This window comes from Aeromonas sp. S13(2024) (assembly GCF_041402405.1).
GTDB lineage: Bacteria > Pseudomonadota > Gammaproteobacteria > Enterobacterales > Aeromonadaceae > Aeromonas > Aeromonas veronii.
This window is the reverse complement of record NZ_JBGLRA010000015.1, coordinates 56,367-67,901: the sequence shown is the minus strand read 5'-3', so window position 1 is coordinate 67,901 and position 11,535 is coordinate 56,367. Positions and strand designations below refer to the sequence as shown.

The window sequence follows — 11,535 nt, the reverse complement described above, 5'->3', positions numbered from 1 at the left end:
GCGCTGGCTTAATACATCGGAGATTCAAATGCGTAGCTATCTATTATTGCTGGCCATTGGCCTGCTGTGGGGTTCCCAATTCATTTTCATGCACCAGGCCGTTGCCGAGTTGCCCCCCATTCTGGTGGCTGCCGGTCGTGCCCTGTGCGGCAGCCTGACCCTGGGTCTGCTCTGCCTGTTCATGCGGCTCAAGAGTGAGCACACCCCGTGGCGCACCTATATGCTGATCGCCCTGCTGGATGCCACCATCCCCTTCATCATGGTCGCCTGGGGCCAACAGTATGTGGATAGCGCCATCGCCGCCGTGGTCATGGGTTGTATCCCGTTTGTGACCATTCTGGCTGCACCGCTGTTTATTTCTGGTGAAAGAATCACCAAAACCGGTCTGCTTTCCGTGATCATCGGCTTTGCCGGTGTACTCACCCTGTTCTGGCCGAAACTCTCCCAGGGCATGAACGCCGGTCTGCTCGGTGCCATGGCCATCCTGCTGGGTGCCAGCTGCTTCGCCATCGGCCTGCTGATGATCAAGCGCTTCGCCAAGGACCATCCGGTCGTGGTCGCCCGCAATATCCTGATCTCCTCGGCAATCCAGTTGCTGCTGGTCGCCCCCTTCATGGTTGACCTCGGCAGCCTGACCCTGCCGAGCACACAGGCCCTGAGCGCGATCACCGTGCTGGGTACCCTCTGTACCGGTCTGGTCTACTTCCTCTACATGGCGCTGATCCAGAAGGCCGGCCCGACATTCGCCTCCTTCAGCAACTATCTGGTGCCGCTGTTCGGCGTGATGCTGGGTGCCCTGTTCCTCGGCGAGCAGATCCACCCCACCACAGGTGTTGCTCTGGCCCTAATCCTCGGCTCGGTCGCCATGAACCAGTGGGCGCAACAGCGTCGCATGCAGCGCGAGGTCTCCCTATGTCAGGCATCCTGACCACACTATGCGGTGGTCTGGTACTGATTGCCGGCTGGCAGTATCGCCAACGGCTGGCCGGGATCCTGGGCCTGCTGATGGTACTGCTGCCCTGGTTCTTCGATAGCAAGCTGCAAGCCATGCTGAGCTATGCCCTGAATGCCTGAAGTCCATCTCTGAATGTGTGACGAGAGTCTATCTCTCCTGTTTTTGGGACTGTTTTAAAAAACCTCCGATTTGTCCCCCGCTACCGGCGCTCTGCGCCGGTTTTTTTATGCCTGCCAGCCGGCGTCAGATCAGATAGCGATAGCTGAGTCGCTCGTTCTTGCGCGGCCCGGAGATCTGCCAGCTCAGCAGAAAACCACCGTCGATCTCGGTCAACTCGGCGCTGTAGTGATCCGCCCCGCACAGATGGGGTTCGGCGGTCAGCCAGCGGCCATCCCCCTGCGGCAGCAGCTCGAACAGTTCGACCGGCGCTTCATAACGCAGATGTGAGAGACGGATCCCCCGTTCGCTGCGCTGCCACCAGAAGCGGTTGTGCATGGCGAGCTCCCTGCCATGAGGCGTGATGTAACGGCCCTGCTCGTTAAACAGCCAACCCCCCTGATGATCGGTCACCTGCACACGCCCCTCGCCCCGACCATTCCAGTCGGTCGCCGACCCCTCGCTATTGCTGGCGGTAAAGGAAAATGCTCCGACCTGTGGCAATCGCGCCCATAAACGCTGGATTGCCGCTTCCATCTCGGCCATCATAGCCCCCTTAAAATTGACAACTGACGATAAATCAAACACATGAACTACTTGATAGGGGTCACCCTGCTCTGGTCATTCTCCTTCAGCCTGATCGGGGTCTACCTCGCTGGTCAGGTCGATGCCTACTTCTCGGTGCTGACCCGCATCGTCCTCGCCAGTCTGGTGTTTCTCCCCTTCCTGCGCCGCCGCTGGCTGCGCCCCGATCTGGTGGCCAAGCTGATGGCGCTGGGCGCCATCCAGCTCGGCATCATGTATCTCTTCTACTACCACTCCTTCCTGCTGCTGACGGTGCCGGAAGTGCTGGTCTTTACCATCTTCACCCCCATCTACGTCACCCTGCTCCACGATCTGCTGGAGGGGCGCTTCAAGCCCACCTATCTGTGGGGCGCCCTGCTGGCGGTGATCGGGGCTGCCGTCATCCGTTTCGACGGCCTGACCGAAAGTTATGTGCTGGGATTTCTGGTGGTGCAGGGGGCCAACCTCTGTTTCGCCCTGGGTCAAGTGGGCTACAAGGTACTGCTGGCAAGGGAGGCGGAGCAACCGCCGCAACTGGCGGTGTTCGGCTGCTTCTATCTGGGAGCGCTGGTGATCGCACTGCCCGCCTGGTGGCTACTGGGCAAGCCGCAATACCCAACGTCAGGGTTGCAGTGGGGCATTCTGCTCTGGCTGGGGGTGGGTGCCTCCGGCCTCGGCTACTTCCTCTGGAACAAGGGGGCGACGCTGGTCACCAGCGGGGTGCTGGCCATTATGAACAATGCGCTCATTCCGGCCGGCTTGCTGGTCAATCTGCTGCTCTGGGGCAAGGATACCGACCTGACCCGACTGACCATCGGCGGCCTGCTGATGCTGGCCTCGCTCTGGATCTGCCAGCGTGACAAGCGCGGCCAACCCTGACCACACTCAGCCGACGACGGTGTTGTGCTCCCGTCTGGCCTGACTGTGGCAGCTGGCCAGCCGGGCCAGCAGATGATCGAGCTGCTCGCCAGCCTGACTCTGCACCAGCCCGATGCTGACGGTGACCGGCCGCTGTGACAGCAGGCTGGCATCGGCAATCTCGAGGCGCAGCCGCTCGGCGATCTCCAGCGCACTCATCCGCTCGGTCTGGGAGAGCATCAGGATAAAACCGTCTTCATCCCAGCGGGCGAAGGGATCTTCCCGCCGCAGCTCGTGGCGCACGATACGCGCCAGCTTGGCCAGCATGGCGTCGCAAGCCGCTTCGCCAAACAATTGCTGGATTTTGGCCATGTGATCGACCGAAAACTGCAGCAGACTGAAAGTGCCACTCTCGGTCGCCAGCCGCTCCTCCAGCAGTTGCTCGAAACGGCCACGGCTCTCCAGACCGGTCAGCGGATCGGTGCCATGTCGCTCCTCCACCAGCACGGCAGCGGGATCGAGGTGACGGACAACCCCCAGCAGATAACCCCGCTCATCGCGACGCATCCGCTCTTCCAGCCGGATGTAGTGACCGTGATGATGCAGAATGCGGTATTCGAGGCGCAGACCGCTGCTGCGGCCGCTCTGGCAGGCGAGCAGGGCATCTTCCAGCCGGGCAACATCGTCGGGATGCACCCGATCCAGCCAGCCGAGATCATCCGGCCAGCACTCTCCCAATCCCAACAGGCGCAGGCAGGAGGGATCACGCTGCAGTCCATGTTGGGCTGACCAGCTCCAGATCCCCGCCTCCAGCAGCGCCATGGCATCAGACAGCAGACCCGGATCAAGCCGGGCAGTCACATCGACCAAAGGTGTCTTGAGCATTTCCATGGGGCGCCTCGAAACAGGATCTGAATACCTGCTCAATAAGTAACATTGGCGTTCACGCCGAGCAACAGGGTCAGAGCGCTTTTCCCTGATACCCGTTCATCAGGGCCTGCCAGTTCTCCGGTACGAAGTGGAAACTGGTATGCAGTTGAGACTCTTTATTGAATGAACGGAGCAAGCGTTCCAGATTGGCCTTCTGCCATTCGCCGGGGGAGCGGATCGCACCCTTGTCAAAATCGATCACCCACACCTTGCCCTCTTTATCGAGCAGCAGGTTGTGGCTGTTGAGATCGGCGTGATAGACCCCGGCATCGTGCAGCTGGCGCACCGTCTGGCCTATCTTGTGCCACACCTCGGTCGCCACCGGCCCCTGCTTGAGCAGCGCCACCATATCCTTGGCACCGCGAATTCGCTCGATCAGGATATCGGCACGATAGAATGGGCCCTGTTTGACCATGCGGGCGCCAAACGGACGCGGCACCGGCAGCCCCAGCTCGCACAGCTTGGCCAGCAGGGTGTATTCGGCCATGGCGCGGCTCGACTCGACCCCTTCGAACCAGAAACGATCCCGTACCACCTTGCCCACCATGCCGCCACGATAGTAGTGGCGCAGCACCAGATGGCGGGACTCATCCTTGACGAACCAGGTCACTCCCCGTCCGATGGAGGTTCCCACCACCTGACGGTTGTTCTGCCACCAGGCAGGATCGAATAACTGGGGAGAGGGGTCGCGAAAGGCCCCTTCGGCATACCAGCAGATCTGGTTGTGTTCGGTCTGTACTCGCATCGTGGAGATCCCGCTCGGTGGGTCATGGATCGCAATTTTTCAATTGGCGATGAGGCTGCCGCTCTGGCATGCCCGCAATAGTGGCCTTTAATCAACGACGTGCAGAAACAGGTCATGGCACTGGGCCCGGCCTATCCTGGCTGACGATTGTGCGCAATTTTACAATCCAGAGGGGAGTTTGCATAATGCCATCCACCCTTTTTGCCAGCCGTGCGCCACAACATGCCGCTATTTCAAACGCCCCCCTCCTCCATCTGCATCCTGCGGCTCTCCGCCATCGGGGATTGCTGCCACGCACTGGCGCTGGTGCGCGTCATCCAGCGGGAGTGGCCACAAACCCGCATCACCTGGATCACCGGTAAAATCGAGGCAACCCTGTTTGCTGATCTGCCCGGCGTCGAAGTAATCCCCTTCGACAAGAGCAAGGGGTGGCGCGGCTATCGCGATCTCTGGCATACCCTCAAGGGGCGCAAATTCGATGCCCTGCTCCACCTGCAGGCAGCGATGCGAGCCAGCATCGCCACCCTCGGCATCAGCGCCAAGGTCAAACTCGGGTTTGATCGGGAACGGGCCAACGACGGCCAGTGGCTGTTCACCAACCACAAGGTGCCTTCGCCTGCCTCTCCCCATGTGCTGGACGGTTTCCTCGCTTTCGCCAAAGAGCTCGGCATCAAGGATCTGACCCCGGACTGGCAACTGCCCATCAGCGCCGATCATCAGGCGTGGGCAAGGGAGAAGATTGGCGGCAAACCGACTCTGCTTATCTGCGCAGCCGCCAGCAAGGCATTCAAAAACTGGACGGCCGCAGGCTATGCCGCGCTGGCAGATCACGCCGCCAACAAGGGCTTTCAGGTCTATCTCTGTGGCGGGCCTGCCAAACTGGAGCGGGATCTGGCTGCCGAGATCCAGCGCTTAAGCCAGAGCAAACCGGTCGATCTGGTGGGGCAGACCAACCTCAAGCAGCTGCTGGCGCTGATTGGTGAGGCGAGTCTGGTGCTGGCCCCCGATACCGGCCCCACCCATATGGCCACCATAGTGGGCACTCCGGTGATCGGTCTCTATGCCCACCACAATCCGGCCCGCACCGGCCCCTATCTGTGCCGCGACTACGTGGTCAGCGTCTATCAGGAGCTGGTCGAGCAGGAGACCGGCAAGCCGCTGGCCGAATTGAGCTGGCGCACCCGTCTCAAGGACCCGGAGGCCATGCGAAAAATCACCAGCGAGCAGGTGATCGCCGCGTTCGATCGGCTCTGCGCCGATCGCCAGCTGCCGTACTGACAGAGCACCTCGGGAATTCCGAGCCATCAGGCAGGGATAACCTGATAGCCTCTGCCCTCAGCCAAAGGCACAATGCAGGCTGATGTGGGTTACGCTCCCGCAGCAAGCTACGAATACTTTGATCGGCTGGAATATGATTCCGGCCGTTTTTTTATTCGCCGCATTCTGGTAAAATTCACCGCCTTTACATCCTCCTGACTCAAGAATTTTCCGCGTTTTGCGTTTGGCTGTCTCCCTTTCGGGCACAAGACGGCGGTCTCTGCTACAACCAAAACAGCGGTTTCGATTAAAGGTAATAATATGGCGCAACAAGGCACTCTCTATATCATCTCTTCTCCGAGCGGCGCGGGTAAATCCAGTCTGCTCAATGCCTTGCTGACCCAACATAACGCTGCGGGCAAGATGCAGCTGTCGGTTTCCCACACCACTCGCGCCACCCGTCCGGGCGAAGAGCACGGCGTCCACTACCACTTCGTCCAGGTGGAAGAGTTCAAGGCGCTGATCGAGCGCGGTGATTTTCTGGAGTGGGCCGAAGTGTTCGGCAACTACTATGGCACCTCCCGCGCCGCCATCGAAGCCTGTCTGGCCAAGGGGATCGACGTATTCCTCGACATCGACTGGCAGGGTGCTCGCCAGATCCGCAAGCAGATGCCGACCAAATCCATTTTCATCCTGCCCCCCAGCCGCGAAGAGCTGGAACGCCGCCTGATTGGGCGCGGTCAGGACAGCGCCGAAGTGATTGCCGGCCGGATGGCGAAAGCCATTGCCGAAATGGTGCACTACGACGAGTATGACTATGTCATTATCAATGAAGACTTCGAGCAGGCGCTGTTCCAGCTCAGGTCCATTATTGAGTGCCAACGGCTGGAGATGCGTCACCAGCAAAAAGCTCAAAAAAACTTGCTGCAACAGTTACTGGCAGAATAAGCCAAAAACGAGTAAACTTTTGCGTCATTTTTAAACACCGCTTTTCTAAACACAGAAAGCCCACATAACTGGAGTCCTGCATGGCACGCGTTACTGTAGAAGATGCTGTAAAACAGGTTGGTAACCGTTTTGACCTGGTGCTGGTCGCCGCGCGCCGCGCCCGTCAAATCGCGGTACAAGGCAAAGATCCCCTGGTCGACGAAGAGAACGACAAGCCGACTGTGATCGCCCTGCGTGAGATCGAGCTGGGTCTGGTGAACAATCAAGTGATGGACACCCAGGACCGCTACGAACAGCAAGAGCAGGAAGCCGCCGAGCTGGCTGCCGTTGCTGCCATCGCCGAAGGCCGCGGTTAAGTTATTCCTCCGGTTGGCACCCGCCCGGGTGCCGACTGTTCATCCCCATTTACAACCGCTCGAAAACCTCGCAAACTCAGGGCTATACCCTCAATTCCACGAATTGCCGTTTCACCGCTGCGGGGACTGTCTTGTATTTATTTGAAAACCTTAAAGAAATAGCCAGTTCCTACCTGCCGCCAGAGCAGGTTGAGAAGCTCAAGCAAGCCTATGTGGTGGCCCGTGATGCCCACCAGGGTCAGATGCGTTCCAGTGGCGAACCCTATATCACCCACCCTGTTGCCGTTGCCCGAATCCTGGGTGACATGCGCCTCGATCATGAAACCCTGATGGCCGCCGTACTGCACGACGTCATCGAAGATACCTCTGTCACCAAGGCCGATCTGGCCGAACAATTCGGCAATGCGGTTGCAGAACTGGTGGCCGGGGTCTCCAAGCTCGACAAGCTGAAGTTTCGCGATCGCAAAGAGGCGCAGGCCGAGAACTTCCGCAAGATGGTGATGGCAATGACCCAGGATATCCGGGTCATTCTGATCAAGCTGGCCGACCGCACCCACAACATGCGCACGCTAGGCTCGCTGCGCCCTGACAAGCGCCGCCGCATCGCCCGGGAAACCCTCGAAATCTTCGCCCCCATCGCCAACCGCCTCGGTATTCACACCATGAAGAACGAGCTGGAAGAGCTGGGTTTCGAGGCGCTCTATCCCATGCGATCCCGCGTGCTGCGCGAATCGGTGCGCCGCGCCCGTGGCAATCGCCGCGAGATCATCGACTCCATCCAGAGCGAAATCAGCGGTCGCCTGAAAGAGGCGGGGATCGAACATCAGGTCAGTGGCCGCGAGAAGAATCTGTTCTCCATCTACAACAAGATGGAGAAAAAAGAGCTGCAATTTCATGAGGTAATGGATATCTACGCCTTTCGTGTCAAGGTGAAGGACATAGATACCTGTTACCGGGTGCTGGGGCAGATGCACAGCCTCTACAAGCCGCGCCCCGGCCGCTTCAAGGATTACATCGCCATCCCCAAGACCAACGGCTACCAGTCGCTGCATACCTCGCTGGTGGGGCCGCACGGAGTGCCGGTGGAGGTGCAAATTCGCACCGAGTTCATGGATCAGATGGCCGACAAAGGGGTTGCCGCCCACTGGGCCTACAAGCAGGATGGCGACAGCTCGGGCACCACTGCCCAGATCCGCGCCCAGCGCTGGATGCAGAGCCTGCTGGAATTGCAGCAGAGCGCCGGCAGCTCCTTTGAATTCATCGAAGGGGTCAAAACCGACCTCTTCCCCGACGAGATCTACGTGTTCACGCCGGAAGGACGCATCATGGAGCTGCCCGCTGGCGCCACGCCGGTGGACTTCGCCTACACGGTGCACACCGACATCGGCCACGCCTGCGTCGGTTCGCGGGTCGACCGCCACCCCTACCCGCTCAGCAGCCCACTGCACTCGGGCCAGACGGTGGAGATCATCACGGCGCCGGGCGCTCGCCCCAACGCGGCCTGGCTCAACTTCGTGGTGACCACCAAGGCACGATCCAAGATCCGCCAGTTCCTCAAGAACCTGCGCACCGAAGAGTCGGTGGTGCTGGGTCGACGCCTGCTCAACCATGCGCTGGGCGCCAAGAATATCGAAGACATCCCCGAGCCGCGCATCAAGCAGGTGCTGGCAGATACCAAGCATGAGAACCTGCAGGGGCTGCTGGCCGATGTGGGCCTTGGCAACGCCATGAGTGTCATGGTGGCGCGCCGCATGCTGGGGGATGAACTGCCGCCGGAAGAGCAACCCAAGTCCAGCAGCAAGAAGATGCCGATCAAGGGTGCCGACGGCATGCTGGTCACCTTCGCCAACTGCTGCCGTCCGATCCCGGGGGATGCCATCATCGCCCACATCAGCCCGGGCAAGGGTCTGGTGATCCACCAGGAAGCCTGCCGCAACATCAAGGGCTACAGCAAGGAGCCGGACAAGTACCTGCCGGTGCAGTGGGAAGTGGACAAGGAGCAGGAACAGGAGTTCCGCACCGGCATCAGCATCGAGATCGTCAACCATCAGGGTGCGCTGGCCGAGCTGGCCAACGTGATTGCCGCCACCGGCGCCAACATTCACGCCATCAGCACCGAAGAGAAGGATGGCCGGGTCTATCAGGTCAGCCTGCTCATCACCACCAAGAGCCGCATCCACCTGGCCAACATCATGCGCAAGATCCGCGTGATGCCCAACGTGCTCAAGGTGAGCCGACAGAAGAACTGAACACAGGCGGCGCAAGCCGCCTGCTGCTTTTATAGAGACAAGCCATGACCCCCGAACGCTTCAAGCGCATCACCGACATGCTGGCCCAGCGTCAGCTCGATTTGACCGTCTGCATGGAAGAGGTCCATAAACCTCACAATCTGGCCGCTATCGTGCGTACCGCCGATGCCATCGGCATCCACCGGGTACACGCCGTCTGGCCCAAAACCTGGATCCACAAACGCAAAGGCACCGCCCGCGGCAGCCAGAACTGGGTGGATGTAAAACTGCACCCGGATATCGGCACAGCCGTTGCCGAGCTGAAAGCCTCCGGCATGCAGATCTTGGCGACCCACCTCTCAGACAGCTCGGTCGATTTTCGCGCCATCGACTACACCAAACCGACCGCCATTCTGGTGGGTCAGGAGAAACACGGCATCGGTGAAGAGGCGCTGGCGCTGGCCGACCACCATATCGTCATCCCCATGGTGGGCATGGTGCAGTCCCTCAACGTTTCGGTGGCTGCCGCCGCCATCCTCTACGAGGCACAACGCCAGCGCGAGCTGGCCGGCTGCTATCAACGCGGCTGCCCGCTCACGCTGGAGGAGCAGAACAGCATCCTGTTCGAGGGGGGTTATCCTATCTATGCCCAGCTCTGCAAAGAGAAAGAGATGCCCTACCCCCAGCTCGGCCCTACCGGTGAAATTCTGGCGGACGAAGAGTGGTGGCAACGGATGCAGCTGACCCGCAAAGGGTGGGCGCAGCAGAGCGAACAGGACGATCCGCAGGAGGAGTGATGGAGAACCCTTTTGGCAGCTGGCTGGAATCGCAAATCATCAAGGATCACCTGACCAACCCGAACATAGAGGCCGGCGACTACAGCTACTACTCCGGCTACTACCACGGCAAGCCATTCGAGGATCACTGCGTCCGCTACCTGCTCGGCGATGGCTCGACCCGCGACACCTGGGAGAGCGGCCTCTGGGGCGAGGTGGATCGGCTGATCATCGGCAAGTTCTGCTCCATCGGCTCGGGCGCTACCTTCATGTTGGCGGGCAATCAGGGCCACCGGCTGGATTGGGTCTCCACCTTCCCGTTCAACCCCGACACCTTTGGCGGAGGGGCCCGCAGCGGCTTTCTGCGCAAGGGAGACACCCGGATTGGCAACGATGTCTGGATCGGCTCGGAAGCGATGATCATGCCCGGCATCACCATAGGTGATGGCGCCATCATCGCCACCCGCGCCGTGGTGACCAAGGATGTGGCCCCTTACACCATAGTCGGCGGCAACCCGGCCCAGCCGATCCGCCGCCGCTTCAGCGATGAGCAGATCGCCATGCTGCAAGAGATGCAGTGGTGGGACTGGCCCCTGCCTCGCTTGCAAGCCTGCATGGCGCTACTCTGCTCGGGGGATATCGCCGCCCTTTATCACCATTGGCAACAGGAGTGTGCCCGATGAAACCCCTCTCTCTTTCCTTGTTGGCCCTGACCCTGTTTTCTGCCGGAGCCCTTGCCGTGACCAATACCTATCAACTCACCAGCGAAGCCGATGTACCCAGCCTCTACCAGCAAACCCTGCCCGACTTCTGGCGCCAGCATGCGGTTGAAGGGGAGTTCAAGGGCAAGGACGGGGTGACCATCCGCTATGCCGCGCTGCGGCAGGAGAAGGTTGATCGCGCCATCCTCATCGTCAATGGCCGGGTCGAGAGCTACCTCAAGTATCAGGAGCTGGCGTGGGATCTCTGGCGTCAGGGCTACAGCCTCTATCTCATCGACCATCGCGGTCAGGGGATGTCCGACCGGATGCTGGATGACCCGCAGAAGGGATATGTCGACCAGTTCGACGATTATGTGCTCGATCTGAAGCAGTTTCACGACCAGATAATCATGGCGGACCAGCCTGCCAAGCTGTTCCTGCTGGCCCACTCCATGGGCGGTGCCATCTCGGCCCGCTATCTGGAGCGCTGGCCCGATGATATCAAGGCGGCCGTACTCTCCTCCCCTATGCTGGGCATCAATCTCGGCGGTCTGCCCAAGTGGCTGGCCAAGGGATTGGCGAGCACCATAGGCACGGTCGGCGGCTGGCTTGGCGAGCCTCCCTACGGCCCCGGTCAGGGCGCCTATCAGGATCACGGCTTTGCCGACAACGAGCTGACTCACAGTCAGTCCCGCTATCAGGCGTTCCGCCAAATCTACGAACAGCACCCGCAGATCAAGCTGGGTGGCGCGACCGCGCACTGGATTTATCAGGGGATCACCGGTGCCGATGCCGCCATCGCCGATGCGGGCGCCATCAAAACCCCGCTGCTGGTGCTGCAAGCTGGCAACGACAGCGTGGTAGACAATGCCGCGCAGGATCGCTTCTGCACCATTGCCAAGTGCGAAGGGGGCAAGCCACTGCGCATCGAGGGGGCCTGGCACGAGCTGTTTATCGAATCCGACGACAAGCGCCAGCCCGCCCTGACCGCGATGGTCGACTTTTTCGCCCGCTTCTGAGCTGGCTATTTTTTGTAACCCTAAATAAATGGGGTGACAGTG

At 60.3% G+C, this 11,535-nt stretch carries 13 protein-coding genes; 10 read left to right on the top strand and 3 right to left on the bottom strand.

Annotated elements, in window-relative coordinates; all coding sequences use genetic code 11:
- Window positions 1-28: 28 nt before the first annotated feature.
- Window positions 29-928 (top strand): DMT family transporter, encoded by a 900-nt coding sequence (locus ACB042_RS17280; RefSeq protein WP_005357113.1) that lies wholly within the window; start codon window positions 29-31, stop codon window positions 926-928.
- The gene (locus ACB042_RS17275; protein ID WP_005339236.1) at window positions 913-1,074 is read left to right on the top strand and encodes a hypothetical protein; all 162 of its coding nucleotides are present in this window, start codon (window positions 913-915) and stop codon (window positions 1,072-1,074) included. Before ACB042_RS17280 ends, ACB042_RS17275 begins: the two co-directional genes overlap by 16 nt.
- 124 nt (window positions 1,075-1,198) lie before the next feature.
- On the opposite strand, the gene ACB042_RS17270 is transcribed toward ACB042_RS17275, so the two are convergent.
- Window positions 1,199-1,660 (bottom strand): DUF6314 family protein, encoded by a 462-nt coding sequence (locus ACB042_RS17270; RefSeq protein ID WP_371178793.1) that lies wholly within the window; start codon window positions 1,658-1,660, stop codon window positions 1,199-1,201.
- Window positions 1,661-1,699: 39 nt separating this feature from the next.
- Between ACB042_RS17270 and ACB042_RS17265 the strand changes: the two genes are divergently transcribed.
- Window positions 1,700-2,554 carry a carboxylate/amino acid/amine transporter gene (locus ACB042_RS17265; RefSeq protein WP_371178792.1) on the top strand — a complete coding sequence of 285 codons (855 nt, stop codon included), beginning with the start codon at window positions 1,700-1,702 and terminating at the stop codon, window positions 2,552-2,554.
- A gap of 6 nt (window positions 2,555-2,560) precedes the next feature.
- Here the strand turns inward: ACB042_RS17265 and ACB042_RS17260 are convergent, their stop codons facing one another.
- Together ACB042_RS17260 and ACB042_RS17255 are read right to left on the bottom strand one after the other, a co-directional pair.
- Window positions 2,561-3,424 carry a sensor domain-containing diguanylate cyclase gene (locus ACB042_RS17260; protein ID WP_040069586.1) on the bottom strand — a complete coding sequence of 288 codons (864 nt, stop codon included), beginning with the start codon at window positions 3,422-3,424 and terminating at the stop codon, window positions 2,561-2,563.
- 70 nt (window positions 3,425-3,494) lie between these two features.
- A complete protein-coding gene (locus tag ACB042_RS17255) occupies window positions 3,495-4,208 on the bottom strand; it encodes a 3-deoxy-D-manno-octulosonic acid kinase (protein WP_058056567.1) in 714 nt (237 codons plus the stop codon).
- A gap of 222 nt (window positions 4,209-4,430) precedes the next feature.
- Here ACB042_RS17255 and ACB042_RS17250 point away from each other — a divergent pair, with 222 nt between their 5' ends.
- From ACB042_RS17250 to ACB042_RS17220, 7 genes are all read left to right on the top strand, one after another.
- Window positions 4,431-5,486: a glycosyltransferase family 9 protein gene (locus tag ACB042_RS17250; RefSeq protein ID WP_371178791.1), complete on the top strand. Its 1,056-nt coding sequence runs from the start codon at window positions 4,431-4,433 to the stop codon at window positions 5,484-5,486.
- 300 nt (window positions 5,487-5,786) lie between these two features.
- Window positions 5,787-6,413 carry a guanylate kinase gene (gene gmk, locus ACB042_RS17245; protein ID WP_371178790.1) on the top strand — a complete coding sequence of 209 codons (627 nt, stop codon included), beginning with the start codon at window positions 5,787-5,789 and terminating at the stop codon, window positions 6,411-6,413.
- A gap of 80 nt (window positions 6,414-6,493) precedes the next feature.
- A complete protein-coding gene (gene rpoZ / locus ACB042_RS17240; RefSeq protein ID WP_005307060.1) occupies window positions 6,494-6,769 on the top strand; it encodes a DNA-directed RNA polymerase subunit omega in 276 nt (91 codons plus the stop codon).
- Window positions 6,770-6,900: 131 nt separating this feature from the next.
- Window positions 6,901-9,018, top strand: a complete 2,118-nt coding sequence (spoT, locus tag ACB042_RS17235) for a bifunctional GTP diphosphokinase/guanosine-3',5'-bis pyrophosphate 3'-pyrophosphohydrolase (protein ID WP_019446267.1) — start codon at window positions 6,901-6,903, stop codon at window positions 9,016-9,018.
- Window positions 9,019-9,062: 44 nt separating this feature from the next.
- Entirely contained in the window at window positions 9,063-9,794 is a 732-nt protein-coding gene (gene trmH / locus ACB042_RS17230; RefSeq protein ID WP_088868068.1) for a tRNA (guanosine(18)-2'-O)-methyltransferase TrmH, read from the top strand.
- A complete protein-coding gene (locus ACB042_RS17225) occupies window positions 9,794-10,456 on the top strand; it encodes a CatB-related O-acetyltransferase (protein WP_088868069.1) in 663 nt (220 codons plus the stop codon). Before trmH ends, ACB042_RS17225 begins: the two co-directional genes overlap by 1 nt.
- Window positions 10,453-11,493, top strand: coding sequence for an alpha/beta fold hydrolase (locus ACB042_RS17220; protein WP_371178789.1), 1,041 nt, complete (start codon window positions 10,453-10,455; stop codon window positions 11,491-11,493). Before ACB042_RS17225 ends, ACB042_RS17220 begins: the two co-directional genes overlap by 4 nt.
- Window positions 11,494-11,535 lie beyond the last annotated feature (42 nt).